We start from the raw sequence: 17,680 nt of genomic DNA, 5'->3' as shown, positions 1-17,680 counted from the left end.
GCAGTTGCCGCTGAGCGCTTGGGCGGGACGAGGCCGGGTTTGACTTTGTTGTCGCGGAGCAGTGTTATCGGTATGCCGAGTGCGGCGATTACGCAGAGGTCTACGGTGGGCACCTCATCGACATCGAGTACCTTGACGATCTCCCCGTCCCGTGTGCCACCCTCTGCGCGGATGTGGGCCGCGTAGCCAGCACGATTCTGCGTGATCGGATGCTCACAGTGCCGGGTGATGCTGGCTACCATTACGCCGCATGCCCCACTCCCTAATCTGGCCATCCGCCGCGATTTTTCGGTGCATTGGGCTGGCACATTGCTCTGGCGCGGAACGAGGTTCGGACGTACGATTGTCCCACCGCGAGAAAGGTGAATCAATGGTGACTTTCACACAGACCATGACGGGGGAGCCCATCTGGATGGACCTCTTCAGCAGTAATCCTGAGGCTTCGATGCTCTTCTACCAGAAGCTTTTTGGCTGGACGTCCGAGGCGGCAGGTCCTGATTTTAACGGGTATGTGACCTTTTCGCTGCACGGTGAACGCGTGGCCGGCCTCGCCACCAACGACACAGGTGGTGAGGTAGCGGATGCGTGGACCGTCTACCTACACACGGCCGACGCCGAGACAACGGCCGCATTGATCGAGGAAAATGGCGGTGGCGTGCACTCCTCGCACCGGGTGGGCAGCCTCGGCACCATGCTGATCCTCAACGATGCGAACGGAGCGGTGCTTGGCGCGTGGCAGCCGGGCACGCACACGGGATTTGGTGTGTACCGTGAGCCCGGAGCTCCCGCATGGATCGAACTACACACGACGGGGTATGCCGGAGCTCTCACGTTCTATCAGCGTGCCTTTGGCTGGGAAACCACCGTCATGGGAGACTCCGACGAGTTTCGATACAGCACCCTGGGCTCGGGTGAGTCGAGTACCGCCGGAATGATGGATGCCACCAGTTTTCTCCCCCCGGGGGCGCGTTCCACCTGGGTCGTCTACTTCGCGGTGGCGGATGCCGACCAGGCCGTTGCTTTAGCTGTTGAACGTGGTGGTCGGGTTCTGCGTCCTGTTGAGGACACTCCGTTCGGCCGGATGGCTGAACTCGTTGATCCCACCGGAGCGCCCTTTAAAGTGCTTCAGGACACCGTCACTGCCCCATAAGCTGCCCCGGAAAGGTTCCTCATGCCCGTCTACGATTCACCCCTTCGTGGGGAGCCCGTCTGGATTGAGTTGTTCTCCAGTGACCCCGGGCGGGCCATCCATTTTTACTCTGAGCTTTTTGGCTGGACCGATGCCCCCGAGAGCTCACAGCGAGCCGGCTACGTGAACTTTTTGCTGCGCGGTCGCCCCGTGGCGGGCCTGATGCGCAATGATCCCGCGAGCGCCATGATCGACGAGTGGACGGTCTACCTGGATGTGCCTGATGCGGGGGCGACGTGTGCCCGTGCGAATCGTTACGGTGGCTCTGTTCTGACGAGTGAGCCCGTCGCCAACCTGGGCGTCATGCTGCTACTGCGAGATCCTTCGGGGTCACTTGTGGGGGGCTGGGAGGCTCAGGAGCGTGGTGGGTTTGAGGTTTTCCGTGAAGCAGGTGCCCCCTCATGGCTCGAATTACACACCCGCAGTTACGCGGCTGCTGTGCGTTTTTACGAGAACGTTTTTGGCTGGCGGACGAGCGAGATTGGCCGTACCGACGAAGACCGTTACAGCGTGCTGGGCACCTGGGAGGAGCCGCGGGCGGGTATTCAGGATGCCGCCGCCACGCTTCCAGATAATGCCCCCTCACGCTGGATGGTCTACTTCGGTGTGTCTGATGTGGACCGCGCTGCCGACCGTGTTGAGGAACTGGGCGGTTCGGTGATTGAGCCCCCCAGTGACAGCGATTTTGGCCGGGTGACGACCGTGACCGATCCCACCGGTGCCGTGCTGCGGCTGATGCGTGGGAATCGATAGGGCTGTCGTCGTTGCCCGTGCGGAGGGCGCCCTGTGGTGTGCGGTATCGGTTTATGTGTTCACCGATATGAACCCGGCGATAACGTACAGAACGAAGCTGAGCGCCATCGCTACCCCGGCGTAGGGCAGGATCGTGAGCATCAGGTGGAGCGGCTTTACCCCCGTTGATTTGGCGGCCAGGATGATCCCGTCACCGTAGAGACATGTGGTGCTGCCGAGTGCTGCGCCCGAGAATACGGCCGCACCGGCCAGGATCGGGTTGACCTCCATCGCCAGGGCCAACGGAATCACGACGGGGGTAATCACGGCGGCCAGGTCCCAGAAGGAACCTGTGGCGTAGGCGTAGACACCGCACACGAGAAAGACGATTGCCGGTAGCCAGGCACCGTTCATGAACGGCGTGGTCGCGTCGATGATGTAGGTGGCCAGTGCCAGGTCAACGTTCATGTGTTGCACCATGAACGCAAGGACCGAGAGCACAATCACAAATGACATGCTGGTGACCCCGCCGAAGGCCGCCTCGGCCACGCCCGTGAAACTGATCGTGCGCTGCGCGAGGTACAGCACGATGGCGACGACCAGTGCGGCCGTGGTACCCGTGAGGATATCCACCCCGGTTGTGAGTGTGACGGCGATCATGGTGATGATCGGGATCAGGAAATTGTAGGGGCGTGGTCGGTCGTCTTCCGTGGTCACCGCACATGTGTCCTCGGCCTTGCGCTCCCCCTCGGTCAGTGTGGCGGGCAGGGTTTCCCCGGTGGCGTGGGCACGCAGATTCGCCGTCTTGAGCGGGCCGATGAGAGGAAGGAGACCGAGAGCCAGCAGCAGCGACATGGTGACGGAGATCCACCCGAAGAAGATCAGGGGGATTGATTCGATATAGGCCCCGAAACCCGTCCCGTTTGTCGTTACCCCGGATTCTTCGAGGAGCCCGGAGAAGAACAGTGCCCAGGTGGAGAAGGGAATGAGCACACACGCCGGGGCTGCCGCCATCTTGATGATTGTGCCGAGTTGGGTGCGGGGTACCCGGTAGCGGTCGGTGACAGCTTTCATGGAGGTTCCCACCGTAAGTGAGCTGAGGTAGTCGTCAACGAAGAGCACGATGGTGAGCAGAAAGCTCATGACGAGCGACTTGCGGCGCGAGGTGACACGCAGTGCGGCCCAGGCGGCGAAGTCGCCGACCGCGCCTGATCGTTCCAGCAGTGCGATCAAGATGCCAAACAGTACCACCACGAGTACAAGCCACTGGAGCGTATCATCGGCGAGTGACGCGTTAAAGTAGGCCACCCAGCTCTCGAAAAAATTCCGTCCCCCCAGCAGCACCGTGCCGATAAGCGTGCCCGCAACCATCGCGAGCAGTGTACGGCGGGTGAAGACGGCCACCACGAGGATTGTCGCGACGGGAATGAGAGCGAGCGCACCGGGCTCTGTCATGAGCGGTTGCTGTCCTTTCGTGAGGGTGGAAAAGCTCTAGTCCTGCTGAAAGTGGGTGAGGGTTTCACCGTCAACGTAGCTGTCGAGTAGGGGTGACTGTGCCCAGATCTCGGTCGCCCTGAGCCGGAGCGGCCCAGGTGGTGTAGCCTGCGAGGGCTTCCCAAGGGGTGAGTCGCTGCTCGGGGTCGTAGACGAAGTCGTCCAGTTTACCCGGAGTGCGACGCAGCCGGGCCCAGGCGATACCGCGACCGTTTACTCTTTTTGTGCGTGCGCCCCGGTAGTCTAAGGCGTGGTGGTTCTCGTCAACAGCGATGGTGCACCCGTTTTTGATCGCAATGGCATTCGCCCGCGTGTGGTGAGAATCCATCGGGTGGACGGTCACATCGGTGATAATCGTATCGGTGAACACCATAGAGCACCCCCCTCTCTTTAGTGCTATGAGGTTACTACCGCGAGCCTCGTTGTGGTGAGAAAATAAATTTATTACGGTTAGTTAATTTGACATCAACAGAGTCAGTCGCGAGGGTTCACAACATAGAGGTGATCACATGGAGACAGTGAGTAGCGCACGAAAAGCTGGTCGGCCTCGGGAGGCTGTTCTCAATCGTGAGCGCATTATCGACGCCGCTTTTGCGGTGCTTGAGGTCGCCGGTCCGGATGGCTTCACGATGAAGGGTCTGGCTGAGCGGCTCTCCGTGAAACCTCCAGCGTTGTATAACTATTTCCGCAATAAAAACGATGTCATCAAAGCTATGCGGGGGCGGCTTGCCTCTCGAATTGACCTCGCGAGCTTCGAGGCCGCCCCCTGGTGTGAGGCGGTTGTGCCCTGGGCTCGGTCCTATCGCTCCGTCTTCGCTCGACACCCCGAGTCCATCGCGCTGTTGGCGACCATGCCCGTGAGTGGCCAAGAAGATTCGGTACTCAACTATGAGGTGATTAGTCGGTCACTTCAGGAGGGTGGCTGGCCGCTAGAGGAGATCGTTCCCGTGATCGTCGCCCTTGAGTCATTCATCATCGGGTCGGCTCTTGATGCGATCGCCCCCGATAACATCATGGACCCGGCCGACTACTCGCCGCAGGTTCCCCTCTTCGCGGCAGCCGGTCTTGCGCAGGCGGCTGTGGTCACCGCGGGGGGTGTTCGCCCTGCCGATCTAGCTTTTGAGTTGGGCCTCGGCGCTCTGGTTGCGGGTTTACGCGCACGGCTGGTGAGCTAGCGTGCGCCCACTGACGATTGTGACGGGGGGCAGCCGGGGCATTGGAGCGGCCGTGTGTGAGCGGCTGGCCCGTGATGGTCACGACCTGGTGGTTGCCTACCGTCGGGAGAGGGCTGCGGCCCTCGGCGTGCTAGAGCGCGTCCGCGTGGCGGGTGGAAACGGTGTCGTTGCTCAGGTGGACACCGCAGATGAGCGCTCCGTTGAGAGGCTCTACGCGGCTGCCGCCGCCTACGGCTCCGTCACCGGTCTCGTGAACAACGCCGGGATGAGCGGCCCTAACGGTCTCCTCGTCGATGCGGATGTTGCTGGTATGCGTCGTGCCCTCGACGTCAATGTGCTGGGCTACCTCGTGTGTGCTCAGCGTGCGGCCCAACTGTGGACAGCTTCGGCGGCAGAGGGTGCCATCGTGAATATCTCTTCGGCTGCGGCCACCCTCGGTGGCGCCGGGCAATATGTGCATTACGCGGCGGCGAAGGCCGCTGTGGATGCGCTCACGGTTGGCCTGGCTCGTGAATTGGCCGGTGACGGTATTCGGGTGAACGCGGTCGCACCCGGTACGGTGTGGACGGAGTTTCATGAGGATCCTGATCGCCCTCGGCGGGTGGCGGCTGACATCCCGATGGGCCGCGCGGGCCAGCCCCATGAGATTGCCGGTGCCGTCTCGTGGCTTCTCTCGGCCGATTCTTCGTATGCGACGGGGTCTATCATTCGAGTGGCCGGTGGCCTGTAGCCGCAGATAAGCCTCGCGTCAGGAGGTTCCGTTGGGTTGCGCTGTCCGTTGGGGCCGTTGCTTCCGGTGATCTAGGTGCCGCTATCATGGTAACTATCCGAACAAAGTTTCGATTAAGGGGAATGTGCCGTGCCCACAGCTGACGAATTACTCGGTGCCGAGGTGGTGGATGCGCTCGCCGAGGTGCTGCAGCGTGCGTGCTCGAGCGTGTCGTTTGACCGCGTGCGCGAATCTGCCGGTCAGCTTGATGGGCTGGCTCTGCGCGAACGCAGCGATCTCGTCACCGCCGCCCTCCTGCTTGACCTCCCAGGGGGAATTGAGCCGCTGGGGGCGACGATTCACGCTGCGCTGTCTGATGACAACTTCACCGGCTGGATGGTGTGGCCCGTGACGGAGGCTGTCGCCTCCGCCGCCATCACCGAGGGCAGCGAGGGGGCCATTGATGTGGCGCTCGCACTCCTCGGTGAATTGACCGGTCGGCTCACCTCCGAATTTGCGCTGCGGCCGCTCCTCAATGCGTACCTGGAGCGCACCCTCTCCGCGGCACACGAGTGGGCGTGGCATCCCAGTGAACATGTGCGGCGGCTTGCCTCCGAGGGGACCCGTCCTTACTTGCCCTGGGGCACGCGAGTGCATGCCCTTCTCCAGCGCCCGGAGGCCACCCTGCCCATTCTGGATGCGCTGTATCGCGACCCGAGTGAATCCGTGCGCCGCTCCGTCGCCAACCACCTCAACGATCTGAGTCGCCTACACGGTGACCTTGTAGTGCAGGTCGCGACCCGGTGGCTGGCCGAACCCACCGAGCACACGGCTCCGCTTGTCCGGCGGGCACTGCGCACTCTGGTCAAGCGTGGACATCCCGGAGCCCTGGCTCTTCTCGGCTTTGCCCCGGCTCCCCGCGTCGCCGTCACAGGGCCCATACTCGATGTTCCGTGCGTAGAAATTGGGGGCAAGCTGGGTTTTGAGGTTGCGCTGCGCAACGAGGGTGCCGAATCATCCCGCCTGGCAATTGACTACATTGTGCATCACCGCAAGGCCAACGGGTCCCTGACTCCCAAGGTTTTCAAGTTCACCACCACCACGCTTGCTCCGGGTGAGGCAACCAGGCTCACAAAGCAACATTCTTTTGCCCCCATCAGCACGCGGGCCTACCACCTCGGGGAGCACGCGATTGAGGTGCAGGTTAACGGTGTCGTGCATGGCCGCGCCGCCTTTACCCTGGCTGATTCTGCCGAGGGTCCCTCCGCCATAGTCGCGGGGGATACGTGATGTCGGGCCTACGATGGGGGAGTGAGCCTGTCGCCAGAATCTATCGTTGTCTCCCACCAGAGCCTGTCTGAGGGGGATGCCGCACTCGTCGCATCGCTGTTGACCACCGTGAACACCCTCATGCAGGCGGGGCGCACGCCGGGGGATATCCCCGGAGACGCCCTCCATGGCTACTATGTGGACTACTATCGGGCGGAGATGGTCTCGGCGGGTTCGATTGAGTTCTTGCACCGGGCGGGCCGACACCCCGCGGTTGCCGAGGTCGTGCAGAATGGCCTGGTTGCGATGTCGGCCGACTCCCACGCTGAGTTGTGCGCGCGCATCGTGACCCGCTGGAATGAACTTCCTCTCAAAGCTCAGCGTGCCGTTCTCCGTCAGCCGGTTTTTGGCGCTAACCCGGCGCGGAATGAGTTTCGTGCGTTTGATGAGGAATTTGTGGCTCTCAGTGCGGAGCTCGATCTCATCGAGGCCAACGCTCGCTGGCTGCGCAGCCATCCCTTTCTTGTTCCCCTGAAGGCCGCAGAACTCGCGGAGTACCTGCGAGGATAACGGGTTTCACGGAGGCAGCCGGTGTTTTTGGGCGCTTGTTGAGAATCCGCTGGTTGCGACCCCTCCCGCAGGGCTAGGCTAGGGCCAGAGGGCTTCGTGGAAGAAGTTTCTACCGCGAAGATCCCGGACTATTCACCGAGAGACAGAGGGGTTACGGCATGCTACACATCGACATTCCGACGAGAGCCGACATCGAGAAACTCGCCACCGCGCGAGACCTGGTTTCCGTGTCACTGTACCTGCGCACGAGTCCTCGCCCGACAGAGTCGGACGCCGCCCGGATAGAGTTGAAGAACCTGGCGTCCGCCGCGGTTGATCAGCTCCGGGAGGCCGGGGTAGAGAAGCATCTGATCGAGTCTGTGCAGGAACACTTTGAGGATCTGCATGAGGATAGCTCGTTCTGGCGCTATCAATCGCACAGTCTCGCCATCTTTGTCACCCCGGAATCAATGCAAACCTACCGGCTGCCCAACGAGCTTCTGTCGGCCGTTGAGGTGTCAGATCGGTTCTACATTAAGCCGTTGCTGCGCACGGTGACGTTCCCCCAGGCAGCCTTCATCTTGGCAATCGCGGCAAACTCTGTGCGGTTGATCGAGATCTCTGCCGACTCCGAGCCGCACGAGGTGGGGGTACAGGATATGCCGGCGGATGCTCCGGGTGCCGTCGGCCTCGACTCCATTAGTGGCCGCTCCACAACCGGTCGGGTGCGTGGCAATATGGCGGTGGGTCGCATTCACGGCTCGGAGGGGCAGAAGGTGCGTTTGCGTCAGTACTCACGTGCCGTTGACCGCTCACTGCGTCCCGTGTTAACGGGCCATAACCTTCCTCTTATTATTGCGGCGGCTGAGCCGTTGGCCAGTATCTACCGCAGCGTCAATAGCTACCCCAATCTGGTGGCGGCGGGTATCAACGGAAACCCGGAGGAAACCTCTGATGCCGACCTGGCCGCCGCGGCCCGTCGTATCCTCGACGATCTCTACGCCGCCGAACTCGCCGATCTCAAAGAAACGATGGCGATTCGGGGGGCCCACGGCCGAGCTGTCACCGACCTGAGCGATGTTGCCCGCGCCGCGACCTTCGGTGCGGTCGAGACCCTGTTTGTGGACATTGATCGCTCCGTACCCGGTTTTGTTGACGAGGAGAGCGGCGTGATTACGCTCAGTTCAGAGGACAACGCCGCGAACTACGGTGTGGTTGACGAGATTGTGCGACGAGCCTTGCTGTCGGACGCCAGTATTTTTGCTGTCCGAGCAGACGATGTGCCCGGTGGTGGTGCCGTAGCCGCGAGCGTGAGGTTCGCCGTCTAGCGTCTGGTGAGTTAATACAGGGGAGAGGGAGGCATCCGGGGATAGGATGCCTCCCTCTCTGCGCCGGACGTCTCCCGGATGTAATCGACGGGAGAATCGGGCGCTCACTGCAACGGGCGGGTTTGGGGTTAGCCCCGCCGGCAGCGGATCGGTGTGCTCAGGGGCTGCGGGATGCGAGGCGAGCCCCATCTCCGGCTCGGCAGGCTATCCGGTAGGTGTCTGAGCGGTCAGCCAGCCGCGAGACGAGCTCGGTGAGCTGGGCGACATCCTTGCACGTCCACGCTGCGAGAATTTCATTGATGATGTTCCGTGCAGCGCCGAGGAGGGCATTGATGGCCCCTTCTCCCGCGGAGGTGGGGACGACGAGGGTGGCCCGCGCGTCGCAGGGGTCGGTGCTGCGGCGGACGAGTCCGGTACGAACTAGCCGTGTGATCACCTTGCTCATGTGGGAGGGGGACATGCTGAGTTCACCTGCCAGGATGCCCGGACGCGAGGGACCGAGGCATCCCAGGGTGACCAGGATGGGAACATCTGAGTGGTGAAGTGTGGGGGTTGTGTGAGTTGCCAGGTAGGCGTAGGTGTCATCGTGGGATGCTCGCCGCATGAGACGCAGAAAAGGTACTAACAGGTCTGGGGTTGCTGCAGGCGGCCGTTCCGGGGTCGGCTGAATGGCGCGGACCTTCCGATATTCTTGGCGCGGCATCCCGTTTCCCCTCAGCGCAGTGGTTATCGTGTTTTCGCCCTGAGGAAAAGGAATTTACTCACAGCTAAATAGTATTCACTATAACGATATTTTATGTTTTTGAAAAGGTCCTCTCCGGGTGTGGCGAAAGTGACAGGGGTGTGGCCGTAAAGTTTGACGTGCAACGGTCATCGGTGGGAGGATTGCCCCGGGTGGGGTCCGGCGTGCGCCGTGTGCTGCGCGTCACAATCAGTTGTTTGTACTGCAACGAAAGATCCGTGTGCCCCCGTCATGACTCACGCCCTCCGTGCCGTTCGTCCCACCCTGAGAAGCTATGTCCTGATGCGGGCGACTACCGCCCTGCTCCTCATCTGTGCTGTTATCGCTGGTGGAGCGGTGATCGCTGCCCGCCCCGCTGTTGCCGCGGTGCCGATCTCGGTGAGTCCCGTGTCCGCCGCCGCGACCATCACAACAGCCCCCTCGGTTCCCGCAGTTCCCTCACTGGGGGCAGCGGGAACGTCCCGCCTGACCGTCACGGCCTATCCGCGTGAGGCCAACGGGGCCGACTCGCAGCTCGCCTGGGCCCGGGTAACAGATGCCGCGGGTAGGCCGATTGAAAATGTTTCCGTTGCGTTTTCTGGCGAGAGCACGGCGCTGGTACTGAGCGCCCCCACTGCGCTGTCAGATGGGGAGGGGTACGCGGTTATCGGCGTGACAGCATCCGTTGCCGGCAGCTACGCTGTGCACGCGAGTGTGGCCGGAATTGCCCTGGCGCAGAGTCCGGCCACCGCCACATTCGCGCCAGTTTCCGTCTCTGTTGCGCACTCGACGTGGCGGCTCAGCGGCGCAGAATCCGTTGTGGCCGATGGCGAGTCACACCGCGTTGTTCGGGTGGAGGCGCGTGATCAACGCGGTGAGCCCCGCGTGGGGGCCAAGGTGAGTGTGGACTACGGGGTGGGGGAGCACCCCGGTCTCGTAGTCCCCGACCCTGTTCGCACCGATGAGTACGGGGTAGCGACCCTGAGTATCACGGCGACTCAGGCGGTTTCCGCGTCGCTTCGCGTGGTTGTTGATGGTGTGCCGCTATCGGGTCGGCAGCAGCTTGAATTTAGCGAGAATGGTGTGGGAGTACCCTCCGCGGCCACTTCCACCTGGCAGATCAGGGCTGATCAGCCGGTGACTGCAAACGGACGTGACTACTACTCTTCCGTGATGACTATTCGCGACGTCGAGGGTACCCCGGTTCCCGGTGTGATGACGCACTACTCCGTCGAGGCTGCGGAGGCGATCGCCCCCGGTAGCGCGGTGACAGATGCGGACGGGCGCGCCGTGATCTCACTATCCGCATCCGCCGCGGGGCTCGCTGCGCTCCGAGCTGACGTGGGCGGTTGGAGCTTTGCACCGACCGTTGTCGGGTTTGCGGCCGCAGCGCCCGTTCCGCTCCTGGCGGCGGGGGCCACAGAACTTTCGGTGACTCGGGGCTCTCGCGTGGCCGACGGCGTGCAGGAGCACACGGCTTCCGTTGTGGTGCGGGATGCCGAGGGCCGCCCCGTGCCGGAAGCCGATGTCTACTTTCGGCTGGGTGCCGACCTGACCGCGACCTCCCCGGTGTCGGTGGCGACCGGAACCGATGGCGTGGCCCGCGTTGGTCTGACCGCGACGACCGCTGGTCGCTCCGAGGTTACCGCGACGGTGAATGGCCAGCCCGTCCCGCCAGCCGAGGGCTCCTCGGGTCGTATTGACTTCGTAGCGGGCAGCCCCTCCCTGGGGGTCGAGGGCCGTACCGCTCTTTCGCTTGCGGGCGGTGATCGTGCGGCCGACGGTTTGGACAGTCACCTTCTGCTTGTCACCGTGCAGGATGCGCAGGGAAACCCGGTGGCGGATACCCCCGTGAGTTTCCGGGCTGACGCCGGTGTTGATCTTTCGGGGCGTACCGCGATAACCGATCGCGGCGGTATCGCGGCGGTGACGGCCACCTCCGTCTTCATCGGTCGTTTCCGGGTGTCGGCCACGGTGGGTGGTCAAGCGGTCCAAGGCGGTGAGCAGACCGTTGAGTTTGCGGCCGGTGCTCCGGTGGTGGGTACCGGTTCGCACAGCAGTGTGGGTGCAAGCTCAGCTTCCAGTGATCCTGACGGCGTGGCGCAGCAGGCTGCCTGGGCGATTATCCGGGACGCGGCGGGTCATCCTGTGCCGGGGGCGCTGGTTAGCTTTGCGGTTGGTGGGGATGCATCGCTCACGGCGGCGTCGGTTGTGACGGATGCGGAGGGGGTCGCCCGGGTCGGTGTGACCTCCACCCGGCCGGGGGCGGTTGAGGTGACAGCCTCCCTTGCGGGGCAGCCCGTCGCCGATCAGCCGGTGCGCGTATCGTTTACTCAGGGTTCGCCGTCGGCCCGCGGCTCCTCCTGGGTGGTGGGCTCCTCGGCTGAGGTCGTGCGGGCCGATGGGGCCTCTGCCTACACGGCCGTTGTCACCGTGCGGGATGCCAATGGGGACCCGGCCCCCCGCGTGCCCGTTGACATTCGGGTGCCCGATGCTGTTGTCGCGGATAGTCCCGTTGCGCTCTCTGATGCCGACGGCAGGGCCGAGTTTCACCTGGTATCGACGGTGGCTGGAACGTTTAGCGTGATCGCCGCCATCGGGGGCGACCCCGTGGGGGAGCCTGCCGCTCTCCGCTTTGCGGTCGGTCAGCCCTCGCTCGGCGTTGAGGGTTCCTCCGAGTTGTGGGTAACTGACGGTACCGCGGTTGCGGGGATTGGTACGCAGCAGGCCGCCGTCACGGTGAAGGATGATCATGGAAACCCGCTTGCGGATGTTCCGGTGATGTTTGCCGCCGATGCGGGGATCGAGCTCACCGCATCCAGCGTCACCACCGATGCTGACGGCGTCGCCCGTGTGGCCGCTGCCGCGGCCCGGCCGGGCGAGTATACGATTCGCGCCTCGGTGCGCGTCAATGATCAGGTGCAGTCGGTGGGGGCTGGTTCGAGACCGCTGGTGTACCGAAGCGCCGGTCCGTCGGCTGATGCCTCCACCCTGTCCGTTCACGGCGCACGATCCACTCTCGCTGACGGCGTTGCCCAGGCATCTGCCACTGTGACCGTGCGCGATCATGATGGTCAGCCGGTAGCAGATGCGACCGTTGACCTGCAGGCTTCCGAACATCTAGTGCTCTCGTCGGGCCCCTACGTCACCGATGCCAACGGCGTGCTGACGGTGACCGCTACGTCTCGGGTCGCCGGCAGCTCTGAACTGACGGCCCTGGTAGGGGGCCAGCCTATTGGTATGCCCCAAAAGCTCACCTATGTGGCCGGAGAGGCGAGTAGCGTGACCTCCGAGATGACGAGCTCACGGCTGACCATTGCCTCGGATGGCAGCGATTCGGCCGAACTTATGGTGACACTGCGCGACGCGGTGGGTAACCTGACCGATGATCGAGGCTCGGTGCAGATCCTGTCCAGCGGCGGCGTGGTTACTCCGACGATCACCGAGGACGGTATCGCTCGTGCTACCGTCAGCTCGGTGCGTCCCGGTGTGATTGAGGCCTCCTTTCTTCTGGACGGTGCGGCCTCATCTGCGGTGACCTCCGTGACCTGTGCCGATGCCCCCGTGCCCCCCGTAGTTTTTGCCTCGAACGGCCGCGCGGCGACGGGTATCGCCGAGGCAAGTACCGTGGTTGTTGTGAGTGACGCTGAGGGCACCGTACTCGGCTCGGCAGAGGCGGATGCTGCGGGTCGGTTCTCGGTGCCCCTTAGCTCTACCGCGCTCCGGTCGGAATCCGGCGCTGACGACACTCTCCGTGCTGTGGCCTGGGACGATAGCGGTCTGCCCTCCACCCCAACTCCTCTCGTCGTTGACGCACAGGTCCCGGAGGCACCCCGGCTCGATGCGACCGGCGGAACTTCCGTGACGGGTGCGGGGCTCGAGCGAGGTGATACCTTTCGCGTCTTTACCGCTGACGGTACCCCCGTGCCCGGTGCCGCGAGGCTCGACTGGGGAGGCCTCGTCACCTTTACCCCCGAGGAGCCTCTCAATCGGGTAGACGCCCCCTACGCCACCATCACTGATGCGGTGGGTAACGAATCGGATCCTACTGAAGTTACGTTCACCGGGCGTAGCCCCGATGCCCGGGCATCGTCACCGGATGCTTTTCCAACCGCGGGCTCGACCGTCTCGGGCCGCCTGACGGATGTTTCCGGTGGTGCCGTCATGGTGAGCGGCGCAGCCGGGGTTTTTCTGGGGGCTGCCCGGGTCGGGTCGGAGGGGGCCTATACCGTGCGGCTTGCTACCGAACAGGCCATCGGCGACACCCTGAGCGTGGTCTCGGTCAGTGCAGAGGGGGCGGTATCGCGGCCGCTCGCACTGCGGATTGGTCTGCCACATGCGGAGATCAGCACGGAACCCGTCTACCAGCCGGGTGTGGGGGTGAGTGTCGGTCCTCTCGTACATGGCCAGGGTTTCCAGCCGGGCGAGGCGGTGATCGCGGTAGGTGGGACCGATGTTCCGACGGTGTATTCCGCGGATATTAACGGCAACGTCTATGCGCCCGTGAATATCTCCGCTCGCGCCGGGGCGGACTCCTACTCGGTCTCGCTGGTGGGTAGTTTTAGCGGTGAGGTGACGGGCAGCTATACGGTGCCAGCGGGGGAGTCGCCGGTTGGCGGGGTGAGTGTTCCGTTCGCCTTCTGGGCTGGTTTGGTGGCCCTCCTCATGACCGGTCTCTGTCGTGTCGAGGCGCGCGTTCGCCCGCGAATATGACGGCGGAAAGGTTGCAATCACGTTGCAGAATGAACAAATGTTCGCGGCGTTATGCGGGGCGGTGAGGACTGTTCGTTCGTGGCGTTGGATTCTTCTGTGTCTGCAATAAAAAGCCTGTTCAGGGTATAATACGGGTGGCAAATATGTGGTTTCTTTGCGGGGAGGTCGCGATAAAATCCGTTGCCATGACGTGAGGTCATTGCGGGTGTTGGGGGTGGCCTTCTGCAGCGACCCCAAAAGGGCCGCCGAGGGGCTTGGTAACGGGCTATAGTCGGCTCCGGGCCCCGCGACCCCAGTGTCGGCTGTTACGGGACCGTCCCACACTTCTCGGTGTGGGTGATTACGAAGGAAAGTGAACCCCCTCAATGACTGTTTATGCACAGCCGGGCACGCCCGGAAGCGTCATCACCTTTCAGGAGCAATACGAGAACTTCATCGGCGGCCAGTGGGTACCACCCGTCGAGGGCCAGTATTTTGACGTCACCACGCCCGTCACGGGCCAGGCCTTCACCCGGGCCCCTCGCAGCACCGCCCCGGACGTAGAGCTTGCCCTCGACGCCGCGTGGGAGGCCTTCCCCGCCTGGAGCAAATTGTCGGCCACGCAGCGTGCCGAGATCCTCTGGAAGATCGGCGACCGCATCGACGAGAACCTGGAGAAGATTGCCGTCGCCGACACCTGGGATAACGGCAAGCCGGTGCGCGAGACCCTCGCCGCTGACATCCCACTGGCGGCCGACCACTTCCGCTACTTTGCCGCCGCCATCCGCGCGCAGGAGTCAAACACCAACGAGGTAAACGAAGACCTGGTGGCCTACCACTTCCAGGAGCCACTTGGTGTTGTGGGTCAGATTATTCCCTGGAACTTCCCCATTCTGATGGCCGCGTGGAAGATTGCCCCGGCCCTGGCCGCCGGAAACACCATTGTGCTCAAGCCGGCAAGCGAGACCCCCGTCTCGCTGTTGGAGTTTGTGAAATCGTTTGAAGATTTGCTCCCCGCAGGTGTGCTCAACATTGTGAACGGTGCGGGCTCAAAGGTGGGCAACGCGCTGGCCAACAGCACGCGTATCCGCAAGATCGCGTTCACCGGTTCGACGAGCGTGGGACGCTCAATTGCCCAGTCGGCTGCCAACCTGATTATCCCGGCCACCCTGGAACTGGGTGGCAAGAGCCCCAACGTGTTCTTTGCTGATGTTGCGGATAAAGACGACGCGTTCTACCAGAAGGCGCTGGAAGGTTTCTCGCTCTTCCAACTCAACCAGGGTGAGATCTGCACCTGCCCATCGCGCGCCCTCGTGCAGGAGTCCATCTACGAGAAGTTCCTCACGGATGCTGTGGCCCGCGTGGAGTCGGCGATCCAGGGTAACCCTCTCGACACCAACACCCAGGTGGGTGCCCAGGTGAGTGAGAACCAGATGAACACCATCCTCGGCTACATCAAGGTGGGCAAAGAAGAGGGCGCTGAGGTGCTCACCGGTGGCGAGCGCAACATCCTGGAGGGCGACCTGGCCGGCGGTTTCTACGTGAAGCCGACGGTTTTCAAGGGTCAGAACTCGATGCGCGTTTTCCAGGAGGAGATCTTTGGACCGGTCCTGTCGGTGACCTCGTTTACCGACTTTGATGACGCGATCTCGATTGCTAACGACACCATCTACGGTCTGGGTGCCGGTGTGTGGAGCCGCAGCGGTCGGATCCAGTACAAGGCAGGGCGGGCCATCCAAGCCGGTCGTGTCTGGACCAACACCTACCACAACTATCCGGCCGGTGCGGCGTTTGGCGGGTACAAGGAGTCCGGTATCGGTCGCGAGACGCACAAGATGGTTCTTGACGCGTACCAGCAGACCAAGAACCTGCTCGTTTCGTACTCCGAAGAGCCCCAGGGCCTGTACTAGGAAAACCACCAAAACATTACTCAGGTCTGAGTAAGCGAGGCGGCGGCGGGATGACGGCAGCTAGGGGCGTCATCCCAACGCCGCTTTTCCTGTGCGCACCGTGTGGTGTGCCGTACCCAGCGAAAGGCATGGTCTCATGCAGCATGAAGACTGCTCCCGTGTGGTGATGACCCGGGCGGCGGCGGATGTCCTGCGTCGCGTTCGCGCCGACAACGGCGACGTGATCCTGCACCAGTCGGGCGGCTGCTGCGAGGGTAGTACCCCCCTCTGCGTCCTGGCCGCGCACTTTGTGGTGGCCCCGGCTGATCGTCTGCTCGGCTCCGTGCTCGACGGGGTTGATGCCGATGCTCGGCCCACCCCGGTGTGGATCTCCTTCCGTCAGCAGGAGGCGTGGGCGCACACCCAGGTGGTTCTTGACGTGGTGCCCAGCGATGGCCTGGGCTACTCGCTGGAGGGCGACCTGGGGTTCGCGTTTGTATCCCGGGCGCGGGTGTTTACCCCCGAAGAACTGGCTGCGGTGGCACCAGCCCCCTCCCGGCAGCAGTTGGAGGATGGTGAGGCTGTCGCCCCCGTGCCCGTCGCCCCGGTGGACCTGTCGGGTCCGTGGGTGGGGCTGTGCTCCCTCCCCTGAGGGCTGTGCGGGCTATTTTCCGCGGAGCATATCGAGTGAGGCGTCCTCCCAGAGCCACTCGGCACCCTGAGTGAGGTAGATCACCCACACGGCCAGAATGGGGGCGGTGGGGCCGCTCAGTAGCACGGGCAGGTCTGTGCGCATCTCGGCGATGAACCCGCGGCGCTCGGGTGAGGGGTAGAGCACCGCCATATCGTCAAATCGGATACTGGTCCACTCGCCCTCGACGAGGCACAGGACCCGCTCATCCGTCACGATGACGCGTACGGGCTGTGGCTGCCGCCAGCCGCCAATCAGGCCCCGTTCGGCATCGCTCAGGTGCAGCGCGTCAATCGCGGCGGGGCTGTGGGCGTCACCGACGGTGAGTCCCGCGCGAACGAAGGCGGGGAACGCGCTGTCGTCGTCTTCCTGGTTGCCGTCGGTGAAGACGTTGCCGGTGAATCGAGAGTGGAAGAGGGTGGTTTCGTAGTGGAAGACCTCCTCTGGGTCGCCCTCGATGCTTTCGCGGCCGATGATCTCGATGGGTGCGGGCTCCAGGTCTACCTGGAGGAGAGCGAGGAGCGAGGAGGCGTCGCTCAGCGCAGTGAGGGTGGTTATCTGGGGGTCGGTTGAGGGTTCCTGCGACAGGTAGACGAAGGGTTCCGGCTCGGCGATGTCCTCGTCTGCCGCGCTGTGAGTCGAGGTGGTTTCGGCCTCCGCATCGCGCCGTTCGGCACGGATCTGGTTGCGCTCGGGGGTGAGGTAGCTCTCGGCGCTGCTCGCGTAGCTCCGGGCGGGCTGCGCATTCGTCTGGGGGCCGTCCGCCGCCCGACTCTCGATCCGGAGGCGGGTGGCCTCCCGGACGAGACGGAGCCCAGCCACGGCCGCCCAGAGCACGAAGAACACCGGCAACATTATTGACGCGACCACCACGACTGTCAGACCAAAGCTGGGTTGGGTGTTGAGATTACCGTCGGAGTTGGCAATTGTCAGCTGAGCAACCCAGGCGCAACCGAAAAACGACAGCGGGGCGAGAAGCAGTGGGATGAGCCATTTCAGGTGTCGAGTCACCCCCTGACTCTAACGGATCAGACTGGGCGAGCCGAGCGTTATTGAACGTCGGGGGCCTCACCAATTCCGGTGAGGGTGGCGCGACCCAGGGTGTGCATGCGCAACTGAGAGCTGAGTGCGACCGGAGTAGATTCGGGGGCACCCGCGTTAGCGGGGAGCTCTGTGATCGAGACGGGGATGTTGAAAACGGCCCAGTGCCAGTAGCCGGACACCATCGGTGAGGTCTGCGCT

At 63.3% G+C, this 17,680-nt stretch carries 15 protein-coding genes and 1 pseudogene; 11 read left to right on the top strand and 5 right to left on the bottom strand.

Translation table 11 applies throughout. From position 1 onward, the window contains the following. Window positions 1–44: 44 nt before the first annotated feature. The 3 genes and pseudogenes from FB466_RS12225 to FB466_RS12215 all read left to right on the top strand — a co-directional run. Window positions 45–266 (top strand): annotated as a pseudogene (locus FB466_RS12225) (endo alpha-1,4 polygalactosaminidase); the annotation flags it as partial. A gap of 104 nt (window positions 267–370) precedes the next feature. After that, a complete protein-coding gene (locus tag FB466_RS12220; protein ID WP_141918651.1) occupies window positions 371–1,150 on the top strand; it encodes a VOC family protein in 780 nt (259 codons plus the stop codon). A 21-nt stretch (window positions 1,151–1,171) separates the two neighbouring features. Beyond that, window positions 1,172–1,942, top strand: a complete 771-nt coding sequence (locus tag FB466_RS12215; RefSeq protein WP_141918650.1) for a VOC family protein — start codon at window positions 1,172–1,174, stop codon at window positions 1,940–1,942. Window positions 1,943–1,993: 51 nt separating this feature from the next. Here the strand turns inward: FB466_RS12215 and FB466_RS12210 are convergent, their stop codons facing one another. Further along, the gene (locus FB466_RS12210) at window positions 1,994–3,376 is read right to left on the bottom strand and encodes a Na+/H+ antiporter NhaC family protein (protein ID WP_141918649.1); all 1,383 of its coding nucleotides are present in this window, start codon (window positions 3,374–3,376) and stop codon (window positions 1,994–1,996) included. A gap of 70 nt (window positions 3,377–3,446) precedes the next feature. Further along, window positions 3,447–3,788 (bottom strand): hypothetical protein, encoded by a 342-nt coding sequence (locus tag FB466_RS12205; protein ID WP_141918648.1) that lies wholly within the window; start codon window positions 3,786–3,788, stop codon window positions 3,447–3,449. A gap of 136 nt (window positions 3,789–3,924) precedes the next feature. On the opposite strand from FB466_RS12205, the gene FB466_RS12200 reads away from it, so the two are divergent. From FB466_RS12200 to FB466_RS12180, 5 genes are all read left to right on the top strand, one after another. Next, a complete protein-coding gene (locus FB466_RS12200; protein WP_141918647.1) occupies window positions 3,925–4,590 on the top strand; it encodes a TetR/AcrR family transcriptional regulator in 666 nt (221 codons plus the stop codon). A 1-nt stretch (window position 4,591) separates the two neighbouring features. Further along, window positions 4,592–5,320 carry an SDR family NAD(P)-dependent oxidoreductase gene (locus tag FB466_RS12195; protein WP_211344822.1) on the top strand — a complete coding sequence of 243 codons (729 nt, stop codon included), beginning with the start codon at window positions 4,592–4,594 and terminating at the stop codon, window positions 5,318–5,320. A 129-nt stretch (window positions 5,321–5,449) separates the two neighbouring features. Beyond that, window positions 5,450–6,589, top strand: a complete 1,140-nt coding sequence (locus tag FB466_RS12190; protein WP_141918646.1) for a DNA alkylation repair protein — start codon at window positions 5,450–5,452, stop codon at window positions 6,587–6,589. A 21-nt stretch (window positions 6,590–6,610) separates the two neighbouring features. After that, entirely contained in the window at window positions 6,611–7,138 is a 528-nt protein-coding gene (locus FB466_RS12185; protein WP_141918645.1) for a DMP19 family protein, read from the top strand. Between the two features lie 158 nt (window positions 7,139–7,296). Continuing rightward, on the top strand, window positions 7,297–8,445 hold the full coding sequence (locus FB466_RS12180; RefSeq protein ID WP_141918644.1) for a baeRF11 domain-containing protein: 1,149 nt from the start codon (window positions 7,297–7,299) through the stop codon (window positions 8,443–8,445). A gap of 157 nt (window positions 8,446–8,602) precedes the next feature. Here FB466_RS12180 and FB466_RS12175 read toward each other — a convergent pair whose 3' ends face one another. Then, window positions 8,603–9,049, bottom strand: a complete 447-nt coding sequence (locus FB466_RS12175) for a MarR family winged helix-turn-helix transcriptional regulator (RefSeq protein WP_170206118.1) — start codon at window positions 9,047–9,049, stop codon at window positions 8,603–8,605. Between the two features lie 369 nt (window positions 9,050–9,418). Between FB466_RS12175 and FB466_RS12170 the strand changes: the two genes are divergently transcribed. The 3 genes from FB466_RS12170 to FB466_RS12160 all read left to right on the top strand — a co-directional run bounded on the left by FB466_RS12170 (window position 9,419) and on the right by FB466_RS12160 (window position 16,399). Next, on the top strand, window positions 9,419–13,879 hold the full coding sequence (locus FB466_RS12170; protein ID WP_141918642.1) for an Ig-like domain-containing protein: 4,461 nt from the start codon (window positions 9,419–9,421) through the stop codon (window positions 13,877–13,879). Window positions 13,880–14,244: 365 nt separating this feature from the next. Then, entirely contained in the window at window positions 14,245–15,768 is a 1,524-nt protein-coding gene (gene exaC / locus FB466_RS12165; protein WP_141918641.1) for an acetaldehyde dehydrogenase ExaC, read from the top strand. Between the two features lie 136 nt (window positions 15,769–15,904). Continuing rightward, window positions 15,905–16,399, top strand: coding sequence for a DUF779 domain-containing protein (locus FB466_RS12160; protein ID WP_141918640.1), 495 nt, complete (start codon window positions 15,905–15,907; stop codon window positions 16,397–16,399). A gap of 12 nt (window positions 16,400–16,411) precedes the next feature. Here FB466_RS12160 and FB466_RS12155 read toward each other — a convergent pair whose 3' ends face one another. Both FB466_RS12155 and FB466_RS12150 read right to left on the bottom strand, forming a co-directional pair. Beyond that, the gene (locus FB466_RS12155; protein ID WP_141918639.1) at window positions 16,412–17,449 is read right to left on the bottom strand and encodes a hypothetical protein; all 1,038 of its coding nucleotides are present in this window, start codon (window positions 17,447–17,449) and stop codon (window positions 16,412–16,414) included. Window positions 17,450–17,487: 38 nt separating this feature from the next. After that, window positions 17,488–17,664 carry a hypothetical protein gene (locus FB466_RS12150; RefSeq protein WP_141918638.1) on the bottom strand — a complete coding sequence of 59 codons (177 nt, stop codon included), beginning with the start codon at window positions 17,662–17,664 and terminating at the stop codon, window positions 17,488–17,490. Window positions 17,665–17,680 lie beyond the last annotated feature (16 nt).

The sequence above is a fragment of the Klugiella xanthotipulae genome, assembly GCF_006716695.1.
Taxonomy (GTDB): domain Bacteria; phylum Actinomycetota; class Actinomycetes; order Actinomycetales; family Microbacteriaceae; genus Klugiella; species Klugiella xanthotipulae.
This window is presented reverse-complemented; position numbering and strand designations above follow the sequence as displayed.